The organism is Mesorhizobium sp. M0159 (assembly GCF_040322295.1).
In the GTDB taxonomy this organism is placed as follows: domain Bacteria; phylum Pseudomonadota; class Alphaproteobacteria; order Rhizobiales; family Rhizobiaceae; genus Mesorhizobium.
On the sequence record NZ_JAMYTF010000021.1, the window covers coordinates 46,203 to 65,389 of the forward strand.

Below are 19,187 nucleotides of genomic sequence, written 5' to 3' on the forward strand. Positions count from 1 at the left end.
GCAAGCAATGGCCAATCTGGAGCAGACCGTCGCGACGACGCCCTCTTCAGCCGGGACTCACGACCACGGCGTTTCGTTTGCTGCAGCCATGCGCGTATGGGCTCGTGTGGCAATGCTCAGTTTCGGTGGGCCGGCGGGCCAGATCGCCATGATGCATCGGATCATCGTCGAGGAAAAGCGCTGGATCGGCGAGACCCGATTCCTGCATGCGCTCAACTACTGCACGCTGCTGCCCGGTCCTGAGGCGCAGCAATTGGCGATCTATATCGGCTGGCTCATGCACAAGACCAAAGGCGGCCTCGTTGCCGGCACCCTGTTCGTCCTGCCCGGGGCAATCGCGATAATGGTCCTGAGCTGGATCTACGCGATTTTCGGCAACGTCGGCGCCGTTCAGGCGCTCTTCTTCGGCCTTAAGGCGGCAGTTCTGGCCATTGTGCTTGAAGCGGTCCTGCGGATCGGCAGGCGGGCGCTCAGGAACAATGTGATGGTAGGCCTCGCCGCCGCCGCCTTCATTGCCCTGTTCTTCTTCAAGGCGCCGTTTCCGGTGGTCATCCTGGCCGCGGCTGTGATCGGTTACGTCGGCGGCAGGGCAGGCTGGGCTGCTTTCAAATCGGGCAACGGACATGGCAAGTTTGCCGGCACGCAGGTCGATGATGCCGACTCGGCGCTTGGCGAAGGGATACCGGCTCATGCACGGCCCTCCGCCGGGTGGGGGTTCAAAGTTGCCGGAGTGGGATTACTGCTATGGCTGGTCCCGGTCCTCGCGCTGCTTGCATTCCTAGGGCAGGGCAACGTCTTCACCGATATCGCGATCTTCTTCTCCAAGATGGCGATGGTCACCTTCGGCGGCGCCTACGCAGTCCTCGCCTATGTCGCTCAGCAGGGTGTGGAGCACTATGGCTGGCTGAAGCCAGGAGAGATGCTTGACGGTCTCGGTATGGCCGAGACTACGCCTGGTCCACTCATCATGGTCACCCAATTCGTCGGCTTCATGGGGGCCTACCGTGCGCCAGGTGTGCTTACCCCGCTGGTAGCCGGAACACTCGGCGGTCTTCTGACAACGTGGGTAACCTTCATCCCGTGCTTCCTATGGATATTCCTAGGCGCGCCGTTCATGGAGACCATGCGCAGCAACAAGGCCTTGTCCGCAGCGCTGGCTGCCATCACTGCAGCGGTGGTTGGTGTGATCCTAAACCTGGCGGTATGGTTCGCGCTTCATGTGTTGTTCCGCGAACTGCATGACTTGAGCTGGCTGGGCATGACGCTAGACGTGCCGGTGCTCAACTCCATCAATATCCCGTCGCTGGTGCTGACGCTCGTCGCGCTGCTGGCGGTATTCCGTTTCAAGGTCGGCATGATCCAGGTCCTCGCGACCTGTTCGATATTGGGTGTTCTTTACGGCGTCGCCACGGGTTTGGTCTAGGCTGTGCAGTCGGCCTCCCGACTGGCATGCAGGAGGTGTGTTCGGTTCGCACGGCGCGTCGGATCCGTTCGCGCAACTGGTCGTGGATCGTATCGCCGCTGCTCAAAAGCAGCGCGTGGTGCACCGATTGGAAGGCCTGCGCGTGCTCGAACATCGGCAGGCTGAATTCGAACAGGCGGCGGTTTGCCTGCTCCCTTTCCGACATGCGCCTGTTCAGCGACTGCAGATGCGCCTCCAGGGTCGCACCGCGCAGTTGGTCCTTGCCGGCGTAATGGGTGTAGAAGGTCGACCTGCCGACATCAGCCTTCTGGCAGATGTCCTCCACGGTGAGTGCCGCGTAGCCGCGCTCGGGAATCAGGGCAATCAGCGCGTCCTGCAGCAGGGCGCGCGTGCGCGCGCGACGCGCCGGTCGATCGTGCCCCTGTCGTCGGTCCGCTCAATTTTCATGGTCACTGCGCCCTGCCGCGTGCGGTTCCGGACATTCAGCGGTCCGGTGTCTCTCAACAGCTTTTCCAGACACTGTGTCCAGTATGATACGCCAAGTCCAGAAGCTGAATGATCATTTGAGCACACCGAAATAGAGAGGCGGCAAAAAATTCATGCACCAATTTGGTCATCGGGCCGGCGACGCACAGCATTCCCGCAAGGGCGTTATCGCGCTTGCCGTAGTTGTCAAACTGTCGCTGGTCGCGGGTTCCCTGCTGATGCTTCAATTCGGGGCCGGCTATCTCAATGCCGGTGCCTGGACGGCTACGATCCACGGTCTCATTCTGGCAGTGATCGTGGCCGTGGCGCTGGGGCGGACTTCGCCACAAGCGGTCCGCCGGCAACGGAGCGCATGCCGGCAGCGTCAAGGGCATCGGCATCGTCCTGCACAGGGCGGCAGGCTATCACCTGCTTGCGCGCGTTCTGACCTTCGGCCGCGAGGGCCGGTTTCGCCACTCTATGCTTCGCCTGGCAGCGCTCCAGTCCGGCGAAGCCGTGCTCGATGTCGCCTGCGGAACCGGCACGCTTGCCATTGCCGCAAGGCCCCTTGTCGGCACGGATGGTCGCGTCACGGGCGTCGACGCTTCGGCCGAGATGGTCGAAAGGGCACGCGTCAAGGCTGCGCGGGCGGGTCTCGACCTGACCTTCGTCAAGGCGATTGCTCAGGAACTTCCTTTCAAGGATGGGCAATTCGATATCGTGATCGGCACGCTCATGCTGCACCATCTGTCGCTGCCCGTTCGATCGGCCTTCGTCCGGGAAGCCGGGCGCGTTCTGAAGCCCGGAGGCCGGCTGCTGCTGATCGACTTCGGCAGGCCGCTACGCGAATCCAGAATGCCGAGGCTCCACCGGCATGGACATATCGACATGAATGCGGTCGGCGCGCTATTGGCCCAGCGCGGGTTCAAGGTGAGCGACATCGGCGCCGTTGGGACCATGAACCTGAACTATGTTCGCGCAACGACCGACAAGGTCCAGCCTGGCTGATCGCCGCATGCGGGGGCGATCGGACCGAGGACGCTGCCAGAAGACAGGGCGGGCTGGGCCGCGTTGCGTTCGCAGCCGCCCGGGCGTTATCTTGCTGGACTGGCTATACCGGCCTGCTTCGATACCCGGGTCCAAGAATGCCCAAGCCCGTCTTTTCCATGACGCTCGCGGCCGTGTGGTTGGCATCGCCGCTTGCGCATGCCGATACCGTCGACCGGGCGCTCAATGCCTTCCACGAAACATGCCTGGCGCACGGCCCAGACTTCGAACGAACCGAGACATTGGCAAAGACCCGTGGATGGAAGCCGCTCTCCGATGGCGAGGCACTTGCTCCTGTCGCTGCCATGAAAGAGTTCCGTGGATGGCAGGTCGGCGGCAAGGACCTACCAGCCGGAACGATGGTCGCGGTGACCAGGGCGACCATGGACGGCAGGTCCGTCCAGACCTGCTCGGTCAAGCTCTTCGATGTCGATCGCGCAGAATTTGAAAAGCGGTTCTTTGACCGCACCGACGCCGAGAAGATCGGCGAGGAGAGGAAGGGCAGGCAGGTTTCCCGGCTGTTCATACTGATCGCGGGCAATCGCAAGCAACTCGTGCATTTGACGTCGCCGGCCGCTCGGGGCGCACCGGACGCCATCATTGCAAGTTCGATCGTCGATGACTGAAAGGCTTCCGGTCGCGTCCCAATTTGGCCTGCTTGCGCTGCCAGATCAGTCGGCTGGCGTGAAACGACAAACGAAAAGCCAGCGCAAATGCGACTGACCGGAACGATTTTTGGCTCGGCGCTCCTGCTTGCTTCCAGCGTTGCGGCTGGCGCCCATCCTCACGTTTTCGCAGAGGCGCGGCTGGACCTGACGGTCGGCCCCGACAAGTCGGTCAAGTCGCTCAAGCATCTGTGGCGGTTCGACGAGCTCTTTTCCTCGACGGTGCTGATGGAGTTCGACAAGAACGCCGATCTCGTGCTCGAGGCAAAGGAACTCGACGCCGCCGCTCTCACCATCCACGCCTCGCTTGCCGAGTACAATTACTTTCAAATGGTCACAGTGGATGGCGAGGACGTGGCGATGACGCCGCCGGCCAGGTTCGTCACCAGTTATGAGAACAATCAACTCGTCATCCAGTTCGAGACGCAGCCGAAAGAGACACTGCCGCTTGCCGGCAAGGTCAGCATTGGCGTCTATGATCCGACTTTCTACACGGCGATTGATTTCACCGACGACGACAAACTTGCGGTGGCCGGCCTGCCGCAAGGCTGCGCACGCGCCGTCGTGCGTCCCGATCCGGACACGGCGATCGCGCAGAACCAGAAAAGTCTGACAGATGCGTTCTTCAGCGATCCGACCGGCACCGATCTCGGCAAGATTTTCGCCACACGCCTCGAACTGACTTGCGCGTGAGGGATCGGCTCGCTCAATGTTCCAGATCCTCGTCGAATTCCAGCGCACGATCTATCTGGCGCTTGCCGAGCAGATCAAGTTGCTGTCAGCCGGCGGTGATTGGCTGGGGTTCATGGCGTTCCTGCCGATGGGCGTGCTCTTCGGCGCCGCGCACGCACTGACGCCAGGCCACAGTAAGGCGGTGCTGGCGACCTATCTCGCCGGATCGGATGCGAAGGTCTCGCGCGGCCTTCTCGTATCGACTACTTTATCCGTCACCCACGTGACGATTGCCGTGGTAATTGCCGTCCTCTCCCTGCCGCTAGTCTCGATCGCCCTCGGCAGCGTCGGCCGCGCGCCGCTGCTCGAGGACGTCAGCCGCGGGCTGCTCGGTCTGATCGGCCTGTGGATGATAGGGCGCGCATTAAGGCACGGCCACCACCACAAGCATGAAGGCGAGGCGGTCGGCATCATGGCCGGCCTGATCCCGTGCCCGCTCACGCTGTTCGTGATGACCTTCGCCATCTCCAGGGGCGTTCCGGTCGCGGGCATCCTGTTTGCCCTCACCATGATGGCCGGGGTGGCGCTGACACTATCCACAGTCGCCGTTCTGTCGATCCTGTTTCGCGAACGGCTGGTACATTTTTTTGAGAGCCGGCCGCGGTTGTTTGATGCGATCTCTCGAAGCATCGAAGGCGTTGCAGGGCTGGTACTTGCTGGCGTCGCTCTTTGGCAGATAGCGTTGGCCTGAAGCCATGAGCTGGATCAAAGTGGCGCACCAAGGGCTGGTCCCCGGAGCGCAGAGCGCGAGACACGCCGAACGAGCTGGGAGGCCAAATTGAGCGACTGGAGCAAAATTGTTGCCATGATAGTCTTGGCTGTGGCGGCCGGATTGTTGACGATCCTTTTGAGGCATTGGGTAGATGCCCAACCGCGCATGGGCGACGGGGGAACGCTGCTCGTGATCGGCAGCCTAATTGCCGTACCTAGCGGGGAGGGCGTTTCGTGGGAACAGTTGTAATAATTGTGGTATAGGCAGCCGCCTGCCTTTGAACGAACCATTGTGGGCGAGCGTTGCCAGCCGGGCCGCTGGCGCGACGAGGAGCGCAGTGGCTACCTTCCTTCCAAGGCGCTCGCGCAGAACCGCCAGTTCTGCAGCATACGCCTGCGCCTGACCGGCTTGGAAATCAGCCGTGACCTTGCTTTCGATTAAGACGCAGGCCCGGAGCGTCTGATCATCGTCGAACCAGCCGATCCGCACGTCGGTCTGACGGCGATCGTTCTCGCGGGGCGGCGACTTCTGCAGCAACACGTGTTGGCTCATCGGCGCCGAAAAGGAGTTCCCAACCTTCGACACCATCCATGTAAGGAAGGCCGGGGATGCGAAGAGCTCCTCAACCAGAAAGTTGTCGAGATCGCTCCCTGACCCGGTCGCGGAAGAGGACGTCCACCTGGCTCATTTCGACGTCGGCATACCGAATTTTCATAAGCCACCACTCCTAGGCGGAATCGCTCTAGCCCATGCATCTGAGAATCCGCGGTATGGCGCAAGGGGCTAACTGGCTTAGCGTGGAAGCAGGGCGGCTATCGCCGATTACTTTCGAAACCTGTCAGACCGCTTTCGGCCCCGCACACGACATTAAATGTATCTGCTCAGCAATGGCCGATGCTGGCCCGTCGCGGCCATTTCACCTTCGCAGGCCGGGACTGCCCAAGAGGGCCATATTCGTATCGCCTAGCGAATGACCTGCTAAACTTCGCATGGTCCCGCTATCACGAAACCATTGAAATTGTTCACCTCTATACCTGAGAACCAAAAGTGCGAGGTTGACAGCTTTGGAGAATATCGGCCGAGAGAACGATTATTGAAATATCCGGCGGCGCAGTTGCCAGCTTTTCTTGAAAACTCGCAATTGCCCGGCGCGCCCACCTTGCGCACGATGATGAGGTCAAGCGGCGCCTTCAGGACTTTGGCCACTTCAGCGGCAACAGGAACGCCACCGCGCGGCAGGGCCAGAATGACAGGTTGGTGCAACTGGAGTTTCATCAGCTCGATGGCAAGCCTCTGCCCGCCTCCCGACGATCGTGGAACATCGTTCAACCCACCGGCCAGAGGTGTCGGAGGTGGACCACTTCGCCAGACAATACGTGGCGGGCAAGCCGCTTCGATCGCCTTGGTGATATCGACGCCAAGCTTGCGCCCAAAGCTATTCCGGACGCAAATGAGGAAGCCGCTCTTTTTCGTTCCGCCACGGGCTCCCCCGATAAGTCCAGCGCTCGAAATGAAGTGTGGGTCATGCGGAGATCCTTCAATCTGGCTTGCCATTCTGGCCGACGGGAAGACTGTCGCATTGAGCCGGATCAATTTGGCTGGACCCATGTCGGTCAAGCAGTCCACGAGGGGTGGAACTTCCGTGTTGGAGTCGGGGCAACCGCGCCGACATGTATTCAATCCAGCAAGTTCCGATCACAAGACGGGCCTTCAAATCCTTCAGCAGATCTTCAAGCAACCATCGAAGTCCAGCGCCTCTGTGATGTGTCTGATCGCGCGACTGGCTGGACTGGAGGCTCTATCGGGGCTTTGCCTCGACTAACCGCCTCACGTGGATGCTGGCCGGGTCCGGGGTGAAACTCAGGGACGAGCCGCTGGCAAGTGCTGGTCGTGGTCGTCCAACGGGAAGAAGTGGACAGCCTTCAGCGTGACCGGAAGGTCATAGCCCTCAATCAGCACGGTCGCCCACTGATCCCCTAGATCATCCTGCCAAGTCTCGAGGACGCGGCACCTCACAGCCACATCCATGCCAACCTCGATATTGTCTGTTCTCTTCGCCATCCCGAACTCCCGTTGCTTGGCATTGGTGCTGTCATCGACGCTTCGCTGTCGCGCCAGTTCGAAGCAATCGGCTGATCGCCCCCTGTTTTAGGAGGGAGCGGCTAACACCCATTCACGGCAGCGGTTGTGAGCGTAGCCGCCCAACACCCTTTCCGACTGCTTGTGTCGAAGTACCAGGGCTGCATTCAACTGGCTTTGATGCGCATCAATTGAGGACGATGATCAGCGGGCGGGCGAACCTCTCGACTGCGTCAGCCTCACGTAAGAGGCAGCGGCTCCGGTCATTGCTGTACAAGGGCCTGCTGCTCACGCCTGTTGGGCGAGTCGATGGCTTTTGGGATTAACGATGCACAACCCGGAGAAGTCTTGGCGATATTCGACCGTCTTCGTATCCAAAGTTCACAGCATCCGACTTGAAGCAGGGAAAATCAACTTGCCTCCAAGCCAGACAGGCTAATATTCGGTCGTGCTTTGTGGAGCTTTTTTTATGTGGCAAATTGGTGGTTTCCTGCTGGCCATATTTGTCGCCCTCGCGGCCGCGGTCTTTGTGACCTTCTTAGCTTACGAAACCCAGCTGAGCCGTATACGCAACGCCGCCAGCCGAGGCAGTGTGGTCGCTAAACTCGACGCAGGTCCGATCGAATACGTCGACAATGGAGTGGGTCCTGCGCTTCTATCGATCCACGGGGCCGGTGGCGGCTTTGACCAAGGGCTTGCCAATGCGGCTGATCTTGTGGGCGAGGGCTTTCGGATCATCGCGCCGTCGCGCTTCGGGTATCTGCGCACCCCCGTTCCGCAGGATACCTCTCCAGCCGCGCAGGCCGATGCGCACGCGGCGTTGCTGTCCAAACTGGGCATTCCCGAAGCGATAGTCGTCGGCGTTTCGGCAGGCGCGCGTTCTGCGGTCGAGCTGGCACTCCGGCATCCGGACAAGGTCACCGCTCTCGTTCTGATCGTCCCAGGCCTTTATTCGCCCACCAGTCCGGTGTCGATCGAAGCGAGCCGCGGCAACAGGTTCGCATTCTGGGCCGTCAATGCCGGCGGCGACTTCGCCTGGTGGGCCGCTGAGAAGATCGCGCCGTCAGTGCTCGTTCGTTTCCTCGGCGTTCCGCCGACGCTGGTTGCGGCTGCGCTTCCGGCCGAACAGGACCGCGTCATGAGCATCGTCGAGAGTGTCGAGCCGCTGTCGCTGCGCTTCGCCGGGATCAACATCGACAGCACCCCCGCCTTGCATGAACTGCCGCTGGAAGTAATCACTGCGCCGATGATCATTATTTCTGCGCGCGACGATCTGTTTAACACCCTGCCGGCAGCTGAGTTCGCTGCAGCCAAGATCCCGGGTGCCAAGCTGGTCATCTACGACACTGGAGGACATCTTCTTGTCGGACGACAGCAGGAGGTTCGCATGGCAGTCCGCATGTTCCTAGCTGGCGCCGGCCGGATCCCGTCATCCGAGAGCCCGGACAGTCAGACAAGACCCGCTCGGGGGCAGTAGCGCCTCACAGATCGCGTCGTTGTTGTCCCCGATCGATGGAATGGTGGCAGAAGAGGGACAGCGCATCACGACGTAGCTCTCGAACCGGCGTTCGATGCCCATCCACTGGAGCGTGGAAGGACCAGGACGTGGCACGCTCGCTCCGTGGTCCGTCGCCGCCTCCCTGCCTTGTTTCGATCAGCGGTGCACCCGCCTGGACCACTCCTTCGCTCTCCTGAATGATCTTCAGGACGCTGCCGGCAAGAGGGACGCTGGCGAGCGCTTTTTCCGACATCCAGATGAGGCCGAAGCGGCGGTCGTCCGGCATGATATCGCTTGGTCCGACTGCATAGATGAACTCGGGCGACAGCGCGATCCCGACAATCGTCAATTCGCGCCCCTATGACCTCGATGATGCGTTCTCGTCCGTTTCGTTGAAGTTGCTGCGGGGCGCGTCCGAGAGTGAGGTCATGATGCGCCTCGACGCGATGCTCGAGCGCTATGGCGGCCGAGCGGCCTATGGCCGGAAGGACCACACTTCGCACGCCTGGCTGAACCACGAACTCGATATGCTCAACAACATGAGCCGGACGCTGCCACCGATTTTCCTTTTGGTGTCGGCATTTCTGGTCAATCTCACACTTAGCCGGCTCGTTGCACTGGAGCGCGAGCAGATCGGGCTCATGAAGGCGCTGGGATAACTAACGTGGAATGCCGTCCTGATCGGCATGCTCACCTTGGCTGTTACCTGCTTGCGAGCATGATTGCCCTTCTGGACCAGCCATACGATTCGGCAGCGGTCAAGAAGCCGATCTGCGGCGCATGAATGTCGGGTCTGCCGAGCCGGCAAGCCGCTCGATCATCATCGGCAGGACCGGCAAGACAATCCAGTAGCCGAGCGCAACGACAAAGGCCGAGAAGGGCGCTCAGGACCCATCGCGACGTAGGCAAGCCAGCCCGCATCGACACACTCATGCCTGTGCGCCTCTAGGGTGCTCATGTGCGACCCCCTCGGCCCTCGATGTGGTGGCAGGACGGATGCCCTCAAGCCTCGTCCGCTTGAGCAAAAGCGCATTGACGGCCACAAGCGCAGAACTGCCCGACATTGCCAGCGCCGCAAGCTCGGGGCTCAAAAGGAACGGGTAGAACACGCCTGCCGCGATCGGGAAGGCAATGAGATTGTAGCCCACCGCCCACCACAGGTTCTGGTGCATCTTGCGCAGCGTGGCACGCGAGAGTGTCATCGCACCGACCACATCGTAAGGATCACTCTTCATCAGCACGATATCAGCGCTTTCGATGGCGACGTCGGTGCCCGCACCAATGGCGAACCCCACGTCACTCTGTGTCAGAGCCGGCGCGTCATTGACGCCATCTCCGACCATGCCGACCTTCAGGCCCTGTCCCTGCAGTTCCTTGATCTTTTCGGCCTTCTGGCCCGGCAACACGTCGGCGAGCACAATGTCGATGCCGAGCATGTCCGCGATGCGCTTGGCGGTGCCGGCGTTGTCACCCGTGAGCATGGCCACGCGAACGCCCTGCTCGTGCAGTTTGGCAATCGTTGCGATGGCTGTCGGGCGCGGCGTATCGGCGATCGCGATCAGCCCGAGCAGCTTGCCGGACCGTGCAACATGGATGACGGTGCGGCCTTCGCCCTTGAGCGTCTCGGCCCTGACGCCAAGCGCCAGAAGATCGATCTTCTGCTCTTCCATAAGTCGCCGGTTGCCAAGGAAAACGTTGGCTCTGCCAATGGCGGCGCTGGCACCCTTGCCCTCGATATTGAGGAAGCCCGAGACCTTGGGAAGCTTCATACCCTTGGCCTGCTCGCCGATGGCAACGGCAAGCGGGTGATCCGACCCTTGATCCACGGCAGCTGCGACCTGCAGAACCTCGTCGGGCGAAACGCCGGCAGCCGGGACGATTTCGACGACCTTGGGCTGCCCCATGGTGAGCGTGCCGGTCTTGTCGAAGACGATTACGTTGAGCTTGGTCGCCTCCTCGAGAGCGGCTGCATTCTTGAAGAGGATCCCGTTTGTAGCGCCAAGGCCAGTGCCGACCATGACGGCCATGGGCGTGGCGAGGCCGAGCGCATCGGGACAGGCGATGACGAAGACGGTTATGGTCAAGGTCATCGCGAACAGCAGAGGCTGGCCGAGCCACCAGAACCAGACGGCGAAGGTCGCAAGGCCGATGAGGATCGCGGCGAGCACCAGCCATTGCGAGGCGCGATCGGCCAGCAGTTGCGCCGGCGCCTTCGAATTCTGGGCCTCCTGGACCAGCTTGACGATCTGGGCCAGGGCCGTGTCGGCGCCGACCTTGGTAGAGCGGTAGCGCAGCGTCCCGCTCTTGTTGATCGTGGCGCCGATGACCTTGTCCCCGACCTTCTTGGTCACCGGCATCGACTCTCCGGTCAGCATCGATTCATCGATCGTCGAGGTGCCTTCGATCACCTCGCCGTCGACCGGAAGCTTGTTGCCAGGCCGGAGGACTACTATGTCGCCGAGCACGACCTCGGCGGTTGCAACCTCGACCTCCTTGCCCTCGCGGAAGACGGAGGCCTTGGGTGGAGCAAGGTCGAGCAGGGCCCTGATCGCGGCCGAGGCCCCGGCGCGGGCACGCATCTCGAGCCAGTGGCCAAGCAGGATGAACACGAGCAGCACGCTCGCGGCCTCGTAGAACTGCTGCCCCTCGAAGAAGAAAGTCGCGCCGACGCTGAACAGGTAACCAGTGCCGACGCTCAGCACCACCAACACGGCCATGTTGAGGACGCGGTTGCGCAGGGCACGCCAGGCGGCAACCAGGAAAGGCCAGACGGGATAGAGGATCGCGGCGCTGGCGAGGAAGAACATCGCAAGGTCTTCGCTGAGGCCGAAGGGCGGACGCAGCCAGGGCTCGCCCAGGCCCATCGGCTCCATGGCGAAAATCGGCAGCGCGAAGACCAAGCTGATGAAGAACCGGTTGCGCATGTCCTTGACCATGCCCTGCATGTCCATGCCGGCGCCGTGTCCCATCTCATGGGCCATGGCGTCGTGCGGCATCTTGGCCGCAGCCGTCCTGAGGCCCGCTGCACTTGGTTCGATCATGGTGGCGTGCCCCGCATGATCATGCCCGGCCTGCCCGGACGTCCCCCGCGGATGCCCGGGCGGAATGGTCGTGCTATCGGGAATGCACAGATGCCGCGGCACGGACTCGCCACGGCAATGGAAGCCGCAGGCCTCGATGTCCCTGGCAAGGGCCCCGGGGCTCGTCCGTCCTTCGTCGAATTCGACGGTCGCGGTCGTAGACCCCGCGTTCATGGCAACACCGGCGACGCCTGGCAGAGCCGCCAGACGTTTTTCGACCGCTGCGAAATCCATCATGCCGACAAGGTCGCGCACTTCCAGATTGACCTTTTTCATCGTCGTTCTCCGTGCCGGCATTCGCGCTGCTGCGTGCCTCAGCTTCGATAGGCAAAGGTCGACATCATGCCGCTCGCCATGTGGTAGAGGTGGTGACAATGGAATGCCCATTTGCCGGGATTGCCGGCGTCCACGGCAATGGTGACCGAGCGCATCGGCGGCACCAGCACGGTGTCGCGAACTGCGCCCTGAAAGCGCTGCCCATCAATCGCGACCACCTGGAAATGATGGCCGTGAAGATGCATCGGGTGGGCCATCATGGTGTCGTTGCGCAGCGTGACCTCGACGCGATCGCCCCTGTCCACGAGAAGCGGAGCGTTGGTTTCGAGGCCCCAGCGATAGGCAGCCATATCGCCGGTCAGCGCCATTTCGAACGTCTTTTCGGCAGAGCGTGATGCAAGCGGCGACATTGCCCGAAGCTGCGCCTCGAGCGCCAGGTCGAGAACCGGAGCATCGACATCAGCCGCCGGCCCGATCTTGGCCACCGCCGCTCCCGCCGGACGCAGGACAATTCCCGTCTGCTCCTTGCTTCCCTCGCGCAGCGCCAGGATCGGAAAGGAGTTGAGTTCGCGCGGCAACTGCAGGCGCACGTCGATGCGCTGTCCCATTGTCATCGGAAACCGCCGGCCCCTGACCGGCTCGACAGGCTGACCGTCGACCGCGATCAAGTCGCCTTCAAGCTCGCCGAGGTCCATCGTGAAAGCGGTCGCCGTGGCGCCATTGATGATCCGCACCCGCACGCGTCCGCCTCGTTCGACCTCCACGATCTCGGGATCGTTCAGGGACCGGTCATTGGCCAGATAGGCGTCATAATCGATGTCGTTGATATCGGTCGCCATGCCGCCATCGTTCATCCCTGCCATGGTGTTGCCGGCGCCACCCGACATGGCCATGCCGTCCATCGGCATGGAACCGCCAGTATTCTTACTCTGCAGCCGGGCCAGCAGTTCCTCCGGCGATGAGAACGAGAAATCGTGAAGCAGGATGACGACCTCCTGCTCATCCCTCGCATCGTCCTTGGGATCGGTGACGATGAGCGGAGCAGCAAGCAGCAGCTGTTCCTGCAGGGTGTGGGCGTGCATCCAGAAGGTGCCGGGCTCGCCGACCGGAAAATCGAAACTGCGATCGGCTCGAGCGCCAATGAGCGGCAGTGGCGCGTCGGCGACGCCGTCGCTCGGCCACGGCGTCGTCAACCCATGCCAATGTATGATTGTCGGCTCGGGAGTCTCGTTTCGAAGCAGGACATTGAAGCCATCGCCGGCGCGAAAGCGCAGGCCGGGCGCACCCTCGGCCCCTCGCAAGCCAAAGACACTTGCGGCCTTGCCATTCACCTCGATCGTGCGGCGTGAGATGCCAAGCATCTGGCCTTCTGACTGGCTGGCGGAGGCTGCAGCGAGCAACGATGATGGGATCGCAAAAGCTGCGGCGCCTGCAACTGCGCCCTTCAGGATATCTCGACGTTTCATAATCGTTCCTTCGTTTTCGAGTTCAGATTTTTCTTGCTTGGTTCAGCACGCAAGGACAGGGCTATCGACCCCCGCGCTTCAAGGCGCACGGCGCTCGCCGGCCGAACTGAACAGCCTGGTCACATGCGGAAAAAAGGCGGGCACACGGGCGGCGTATCGGTCGTATGCATCGCCGAACTCCTTTCTCGCTTCCCGCTCCTCGATGAAGGAAAGCCGGACATACATGCCGACGAGAATGGGAAACATCGCCAGCGTCAGCAGCGTCGGCCACTGCACGAGGAATCCCGCCATGACGAGGACGAAGCCGACATATTGCGGATGCCGGATGGAGGCATATGGGCCGCCCGTTGCGAGGCGATTGTGATGCTGCGCGTCGTAAAGCACTCGCCACGCGGTCGAGATCAGCATGAAACCGCCGCCGATCAGGAAGAAGCTGAAAACGTGGAAGGGCCCGAAATGCGGATTGAGCCGCCAGCCGAACATCATCTCCGGGAGGTGACCCGCATCATGCGAGAACCAGTCGATGCCTAGGTATCGTGACTGCAGCCAGCCCGAGAGCAGGTAAATCGTCAACGGAAATCCATACATCTCGGCAAACAACGCCACCAGGAAGGCGCTGAATGCTCCGAAGGAGCGCCAGTCACGGCCGGTTCGCGGCTTGAAGAAGCTGAATGCGAATAGAACGAAGACCGCCGAATTGATTATAACCAGGACCCAGAGGCCATAGGCGGGAGATTGCTCGACCATCGTCATGTTCCTTTATGTTGGGTAATGCCGTCTTGCGCGCCCGGCTCGGGTTCCTTGCGCCTGGCATGGCCGCCGTGGCCGCGGTGGCCGCCATGCATGGACATGTGAAGCAGAGGACAGGCGAGCAGCAGCAGAAAGGGAAGGACACCGAAGGTATGAGCTCGGTGCTCAGTGAGCAGGAAAAACGCGGCGATCAGCAGAAAGGCGATCGTGACCAGGCCGGCCTTCGAAGTCCAACAACCACCAGCCTCGGCCTTCGGTTCTGGTTGGGACCCGGTCGGCGGATCCGACATGCGGTGAACGTTGTTGGTATTCATGGGATGGGTTCCTTTATTTGTGTCCGATTGTCATTGCGGGAGCTTTCGAGCCCAAACGCGACGAGGCTTACGGCCCAGACCAGCGCGCAGGCGAACAGGGGCCACCTGAAGTCGGAGCCGATCGTGAAGTTGACCACCGACATCAAGCCGATGGATAACGCTCCTCCGACCAGAGCGCCGGCCACCGCGACCGGATGGCGCGCCCGGAACGCAGTGATTGCCAGCGCAACCAGGAGAACGCCGGTGGCCAAGGCGTAGCCGCCGAGCACCCGGAAAACCTGCGTGAGCCACACAGCAAGACGCGGGCCGATGGCTTCGAGTTCGGCCGCCGAGAGGTGCATGTAGCGGACGTCCTCGGGCAGCAGGGGTGGCCTGAGGGCGATGAAATACAATCCGATCCCGGCGATGATTATTCCCGCCAGAGCAAGAGTGACGGACGACGTCGTCCATGGATTGACTGTGGCTTTCATGGGCTGAACCTTGACTTGCCTACCGGCGCCCGGTTGCGACGACATTGTAGATCGACGCGTAAACGACACCCGCCGGCAGCCCGACGATGCCAAAGCCGACGACGCCGTAGAGAACGCGGCCCAGCTTCATCGGCGCCGCGGATCTGACCGCGCTGAGGTCGAGCCCGTGCATGAAGGCGCCGAAGAAATCGAGTGTTGCATCCGGCCAGATGACGAAGGCCAAAGCACAGAACATGCTTATCAGGGCCGACGTCACGCCCAGCGCAATGCCGACGGACAGGACGCTGAGTTTGTCCGTGTCTTCCTCCTGTCACTTTGCGTGTTGCTTGAGCCATTCCTGCATTGCGGCGATCTCGGCCTGCTGAGCCGTGATGATCTGATTGGCCCAAACCTTGACCTGATCATCCTTGCCGAATTGCAGGACCGCCCGGGCCATGTCGATCGCGCCCTGGTGGTGCGGAATCATCGCCTGGACGAAGGCGACATCGGGATCGCCAGCCTGGACGGCCTGCATCATCGGCCCGTCCATTCGCTTCATCGCGTCCATATAGTTTCTAGAGGCTTCGGACATGGTGGCAGTGTCCATCGGCATGTTCGTCATGCCCTGCATCATGCCGCCCTGGCCGCCCTGCATCATGCCGCCCTGTCCGCCTTGCATTCCGCCGCCCTGCATCATCGGCATCATTTGCTGCATCACGGGAATCATTTGCTGCATCATCGGCATCATCTTTTGCATCGTGGACATCATCGCCGTGCACTGCTCGGGCAATCCGCCCGGCATCGCCTGTGCGGCCGGAGCCGCTGTCGTGGCTTGCGGCGCATCGGCCGCCGGATGGTGCGGGTCGGTCTGGGCAAATGCCGCGCCGGAAAGAGTTGTCAATGCTGCAAACGTGATCAATCGAAGGTGAGTTTTCATGACAGTTTCCTTGTCGTTGGTGTGAAGCGACAGGCGAGCCCTGAAATGGGCGCGGAGGCAGCCCAGATCGCGGCTGCCGGTTATGTTTCGCGGATCGTTCGCGCGCTATGCGCCTTGACGGGCACTGCTGGATTCAACAGCCCCAAGCACCGCGACGGCGCGATATCAGGCGAAGGTCTGGGGTGGTTGCAGGAGCGCCTCGGGGTCGATGCCCGTTGGCAGGAATGCCTTGCCCGCCATAAACCGGGCGGCAACCGGCGCATCATGAAGAATGTCGCATTCGCCGGCGAAAATGCTTGCAGCACAACAGCCAGAGCCGGGCGAATGCACGCAATCCAGGCAGCCCTCACATGAGGCGCGATGCTTGTCCTGGTCTGTGAAAGCGTGGTTACCCATCAACTTGTGCAAGGCGCTCGTCGAGAGCGTCGCATCGTCAGTTGTGACGCCGCCATCGGCCCCAATTGCAGAAGCGGCAGCGGCACCGCCCGCGATCAGGAGGATCACGGCCAGCCATAACCGAAGCTGAGCCAACGCGATTTTCATGCATTCAGTCTAGCCCAATTGTGCGCCGCCACTTTGATGCAAATCAATGCCGCGGCTCTGGGAGAGTGCCTAGTTTCAGCGAGCCTCTTTTCCCAGCTCTTCCATGGGGAATGAACTGGAGCTGAAACTATGTCGGCAAAGCCGCGTTCCACCGAGACTCCCGTCAGGATAGAATCGCCGGCCGACTTTCGTATTCGCCCATGTGCGCGAACGCGTTGGTATCCATTCGCTAGGGTTCGATGAGCACGGGTGTCGGGAACCGGCGGCATTCCCAATCGGCAACGAGAGACAGGCATGACCCAGCACAAGGCAATACCGATCCCCACCAGCCGGTTGTCCGAACACGAACTGAGTGACATCGACGCCTATTGGCGCGCCGCCAACTATTTGACGATCGGGCAGATTTACCTGCTCGACAATCCGCTGCTGCGCGAGCCCTTGCAGTTGGAGCACGTCAAGCCGCGCCTGCTCGGGCACTGGGGAACGTCTCCGGGCCTGAGCTTCATCTATACCCATCTCAACCGCGCCATACGGCTCCGGAACGCGAACGTCATCTATGTCTGCGGTCCCGGCCATGGCGGCCCGGCCATGGTGGCAAACACCTATCTGGAGGGCACCTACAGCGAGCTCAATCCCGACATTTCGATGGACGAGCAGGGAATGCGCAGGCTGTTCCGGCAGTTCTCCTTTCCAGGCGGGATTCCTAGCCACGCCGCTCCCGACGTGCCGGGTTCGATCCACGAAGGAGGCGAGCTGGGCTACGCATTATCCCATGCCTATGGTGCTGCCTTCGACAATCCTGATCTCGTCGTGGCCTGTGTCGTCGGCGACGGCGAGGCGGAGACCGGGCCGCTTGCCACCGCATGGCATTCGAACAAGTTTCTCAACCCGGCACGCGATGGTGCGGTGCTACCGATTCTGCACCTGAACGGCTACAAGATCGCCAATCCCACCATCCTGGGCCGCATTCCCGAAGAAGAATTGCGAGCGCTGTTCGTTGGCTATGGCTATGAACCGCTGTTCGTCGAGGGGCATGATCCGGTGTTGATGCATGAGCTGATGGCGACCACGCTCGACGATGCGCTCGACCGCATCCAGGCGATCCAGCGCGCGGCGCGTGATGGTTCCGCGGTATCGGCCTTGAGACCGAAATGGCCGATGATCGTGCTGCGAAGCCCCAAGGGCTGGACCGGCCCGAAGGAGGTCGACGGGCTGAAGACGGAAGGATTCTGGCGCTCGCACCAAGTCCCTTTATCCGGCCTCGCGGAAAACCCGGCGCATCTGAAGCTGCTTGAGGAGTGGCTGAGAAGCTATCGGCCTGAGGAACTGTTCGATGATGCCGGCGTCGCCATCGCATCGATCCGCGCCACCACGCCCCAGGCCACGCGGCGCATGGGATCCAACCCGCACGCCAATGGCGGCCTGCTGCGCCGGTCGCTCGATCTGCCCGCGCTACGCGACCATGCTGTTGCGGTCGAACAGCCAGGTGCGGTGAAAGCGGAGTCGACGCGGGCCATGGGCAAGTTCTTGCGTGCCGTCATGCAGTTGAATGAGGCGGCAAAGAACTTCCGCATCGTTGGTCCCGACGAGACCGCCTCGAACCGGCTTCAGGACCTATTCGAAGTCACCGAGCGCGCCTGGATGGAAAAGATCCTGCCCGAAGACGTTCATCTCGGCCGCGACGGCAGGGTTCTGGAAATCCTCTCCGAGCATACCTGCCAGGGCTGGCTTGAAGGCTACCTGCTGTCCGGGCGGCACGGTCTGTTTTCCTGCTACGAGGCGTTCATCCATATCGTCGATTCCATGTTCAACCAGCATGCGAAATGGCTGGATGCCTCCCGACACATTCCGTGGCGGCGGCCGGTCGCATCCCTGAACTACCTGCTGTCGAGCCATGTCTGGCATCAGGAACACAATGGCTTCAGCCACCAGGATCCCGGCTTCATCGACGTTGCCCTCAACAAGAAGGCCGACATTGTGCGCGTCTACCTGCCGCCGGACGCCAACACCTTGCTTTGCGTGACCGATCACGTGCTGCAGACATGGAATCGCATCAACATCATCGTCGCTGGCAAGCCGCCATCGTGGCAGTGGCTGTCGATGGACAAGGCCATCGTCCATTGCAAGACAGGGATCGGCATCTGGGACTGGGCATCGACCGAGAATGGCGAAGAGCCGAACGTGGTCATGGCGTGCGCCGGCGACGTTCCGACACTTGAAACGCTTGCAGCCGTGCAGATCCTCCGGCATCACGTCCCCGAGCTCAGGATCAGGGTGGTCAACGTCGTCGACCTGATGACACTGCAGCCCAAGGAGCATCATCCGCACGGGCTGCCAGATCGCGATTTCGACGCATTGTTCACCGCCGGCAAACCCGTCATCTTCGCCTATCATGGTTATCCCTGGGCCATTCATCGCCTGACCTATCGGCGCACCAACCACGACAACATCCACGTGCGCGGCTATAACGAGGAGGGCACGACGACGACGCCCTTCGACATGACCGTTCTGAACCGCCTCGATCGGTTCCATCTCGTCAAAAGCGTGCTTGAACGGGTCCCGGAACTCAAGAGCGTTCAAGTCGGTCTCAAGCAGGCGATGGACGGCAAGCTGCTTGAACATCGAGCCTATATTCGCGCCAATGGGCAGGATATGCCGGAGATACTTGATTGGAAGTGGGATCAGGACCTGGATGTGACGCAGATCCGCCCGGCTTGAGCCGATGCCACGTCTTCAGCGAACTGCGGTGAC

At 61.5% G+C, this 19,187-nt stretch carries 20 protein-coding genes and 2 pseudogenes; 8 read left to right on the top strand and 14 right to left on the bottom strand.

The features are described 5' to 3' along the window. The first annotated feature begins 7 nt into the window (after window positions 1-7). Window positions 8-1,423 carry a chromate efflux transporter gene (gene chrA / locus NKJ32_RS20095; RefSeq protein WP_352623772.1) on the top strand — a complete coding sequence of 472 codons (1,416 nt, stop codon included), beginning with the start codon at window positions 8-10 and terminating at the stop codon, window positions 1,421-1,423. Here the strand turns inward: chrA and NKJ32_RS20100 are convergent. Together NKJ32_RS20100 and NKJ32_RS20105 are read right to left on the bottom strand one after the other, a co-directional pair. Beyond that, complete coding sequence (locus NKJ32_RS20100) at window positions 1,344-1,748, bottom strand: TetR/AcrR family transcriptional regulator (protein WP_352623695.1); 405 nt, start codon at window positions 1,746-1,748, stop codon at window positions 1,344-1,346. The two genes, chrA and NKJ32_RS20100, sit on opposite strands and share 80 nt — an antisense overlap. Before the next feature lie 175 nt (window positions 1,749-1,923). Beyond that, complete coding sequence (locus NKJ32_RS20105; RefSeq protein ID WP_352784683.1) at window positions 1,924-2,283, bottom strand: hypothetical protein; 360 nt, start codon at window positions 2,281-2,283, stop codon at window positions 1,924-1,926. Window positions 2,284-2,293: 10 nt separating this feature from the next. On the opposite strand from NKJ32_RS20105, the gene NKJ32_RS20110 reads away from it, so the two are divergent. The 4 genes from NKJ32_RS20110 to NKJ32_RS20125 all read left to right on the top strand — a co-directional run bounded on the left by NKJ32_RS20110 (window position 2,294) and on the right by NKJ32_RS20125 (window position 5,023). Then, window positions 2,294-2,896 carry a class I SAM-dependent methyltransferase gene (locus NKJ32_RS20110; RefSeq protein WP_352623774.1) on the top strand — a complete coding sequence of 201 codons (603 nt, stop codon included), beginning with the start codon at window positions 2,294-2,296 and terminating at the stop codon, window positions 2,894-2,896. A gap of 137 nt (window positions 2,897-3,033) precedes the next feature. Next, a complete protein-coding gene (locus NKJ32_RS20115; protein ID WP_352784680.1) occupies window positions 3,034-3,561 on the top strand; it encodes a hypothetical protein in 528 nt (175 codons plus the stop codon). A gap of 87 nt (window positions 3,562-3,648) precedes the next feature. Beyond that, window positions 3,649-4,293: a DUF1007 family protein gene (locus tag NKJ32_RS20120; RefSeq protein ID WP_352623700.1), complete on the top strand. Its 645-nt coding sequence runs from the start codon at window positions 3,649-3,651 to the stop codon at window positions 4,291-4,293. A gap of 16 nt (window positions 4,294-4,309) precedes the next feature. Then, window positions 4,310-5,023, top strand: a complete 714-nt coding sequence (locus tag NKJ32_RS20125; RefSeq protein WP_352786113.1) for a HoxN/HupN/NixA family nickel/cobalt transporter — start codon at window positions 4,310-4,312, stop codon at window positions 5,021-5,023. 222 nt (window positions 5,024-5,245) lie between these two features. Here NKJ32_RS20125 and NKJ32_RS20130 read toward each other — a convergent pair whose 3' ends face one another. The 3 genes and pseudogenes from NKJ32_RS20130 to NKJ32_RS20140 all read right to left on the bottom strand — a co-directional run bounded on the left by NKJ32_RS20130 (window position 5,246) and on the right by NKJ32_RS20140 (window position 7,105). Continuing rightward, window positions 5,246-5,584, bottom strand: coding sequence for a hypothetical protein (locus NKJ32_RS20130; protein WP_352623701.1), 339 nt, complete (start codon window positions 5,582-5,584; stop codon window positions 5,246-5,248). 588 nt (window positions 5,585-6,172) lie between these two features. Continuing rightward, window positions 6,173-6,366, bottom strand: a pseudogene (locus tag NKJ32_RS35525) (phosphoribosyltransferase family protein); the annotation flags it as partial. A gap of 538 nt (window positions 6,367-6,904) precedes the next feature. Next, complete coding sequence (locus tag NKJ32_RS20140; protein WP_352786116.1) at window positions 6,905-7,105, bottom strand: hypothetical protein; 201 nt, start codon at window positions 7,103-7,105, stop codon at window positions 6,905-6,907. Between the two features lie 487 nt (window positions 7,106-7,592). On the opposite strand from NKJ32_RS20140, the gene NKJ32_RS20145 reads away from it, so the two are divergent. Continuing rightward, a complete protein-coding gene (locus NKJ32_RS20145) occupies window positions 7,593-8,600 on the top strand; it encodes an alpha/beta fold hydrolase (RefSeq protein ID WP_352623706.1) in 1,008 nt (335 codons plus the stop codon). Window positions 8,601-8,604: 4 nt separating this feature from the next. Here the strand turns inward: NKJ32_RS20145 and NKJ32_RS20150 are convergent, their stop codons facing one another. After that, window positions 8,605-8,970: a hypothetical protein gene (locus NKJ32_RS20150; protein ID WP_352642952.1), complete on the bottom strand. Its 366-nt coding sequence runs from the start codon at window positions 8,968-8,970 to the stop codon at window positions 8,605-8,607. A gap of 10 nt (window positions 8,971-8,980) precedes the next feature. Here NKJ32_RS20150 and NKJ32_RS20155 point away from each other — a divergent pair. Beyond that, a pseudogene (locus tag NKJ32_RS20155) lies at window positions 8,981-9,277 on the top strand (ABC transporter permease); the annotation flags it as partial. Between the two features lie 273 nt (window positions 9,278-9,550). Here the strand turns inward: NKJ32_RS20155 and NKJ32_RS20160 are convergent. The 8 genes from NKJ32_RS20160 to NKJ32_RS20195 form a co-directional block, all read right to left on the bottom strand. Continuing rightward, window positions 9,551-11,977, bottom strand: coding sequence for a heavy metal translocating P-type ATPase (locus NKJ32_RS20160; protein ID WP_352828602.1), 2,427 nt, complete (start codon window positions 11,975-11,977; stop codon window positions 9,551-9,553). Window positions 11,978-12,015: 38 nt separating this feature from the next. Next, window positions 12,016-13,443, bottom strand: a complete 1,428-nt coding sequence (locus NKJ32_RS20165; protein ID WP_352708044.1) for a multicopper oxidase family protein — start codon at window positions 13,441-13,443, stop codon at window positions 12,016-12,018. Between the two features lie 78 nt (window positions 13,444-13,521). Next, complete coding sequence (locus NKJ32_RS20170) at window positions 13,522-14,190, bottom strand: methyltransferase family protein (protein ID WP_352623715.1); 669 nt, start codon at window positions 14,188-14,190, stop codon at window positions 13,522-13,524. Between the two features lie 2 nt (window positions 14,191-14,192). After that, entirely contained in the window at window positions 14,193-14,507 is a 315-nt protein-coding gene (locus NKJ32_RS20175) for a DUF2933 domain-containing protein (RefSeq protein WP_352623717.1), read from the bottom strand. Then, the gene (locus NKJ32_RS20180) at window positions 14,504-14,899 is read right to left on the bottom strand and encodes a hypothetical protein (protein WP_352623719.1); all 396 of its coding nucleotides are present in this window, start codon (window positions 14,897-14,899) and stop codon (window positions 14,504-14,506) included. Before NKJ32_RS20180 ends, NKJ32_RS20175 begins: the two co-directional genes overlap by 4 nt. A 97-nt stretch (window positions 14,900-14,996) precedes the next feature. Then, complete coding sequence (locus NKJ32_RS20185; protein ID WP_352623775.1) at window positions 14,997-15,257, bottom strand: DUF5676 family membrane protein; 261 nt, start codon at window positions 15,255-15,257, stop codon at window positions 14,997-14,999. A 30-nt stretch (window positions 15,258-15,287) separates the two neighbouring features. After that, complete coding sequence (gene copM / locus NKJ32_RS20190) at window positions 15,288-15,758, bottom strand: CopM family metallochaperone (protein ID WP_352642945.1); 471 nt, start codon at window positions 15,756-15,758, stop codon at window positions 15,288-15,290. A 300-nt stretch (window positions 15,759-16,058) separates the two neighbouring features. Then, window positions 16,059-16,436 carry a hypothetical protein gene (locus NKJ32_RS20195; RefSeq protein WP_352642947.1) on the bottom strand — a complete coding sequence of 126 codons (378 nt, stop codon included), beginning with the start codon at window positions 16,434-16,436 and terminating at the stop codon, window positions 16,059-16,061. A gap of 294 nt (window positions 16,437-16,730) precedes the next feature. Here NKJ32_RS20195 and NKJ32_RS20200 point away from each other — a divergent pair, with 294 nt between their 5' ends. Next, on the top strand, window positions 16,731-19,154 hold the full coding sequence (locus NKJ32_RS20200) for a phosphoketolase family protein (protein WP_352642949.1): 2,424 nt from the start codon (window positions 16,731-16,733) through the stop codon (window positions 19,152-19,154). Window positions 19,155-19,187: the final 33 nt, after the last annotated feature.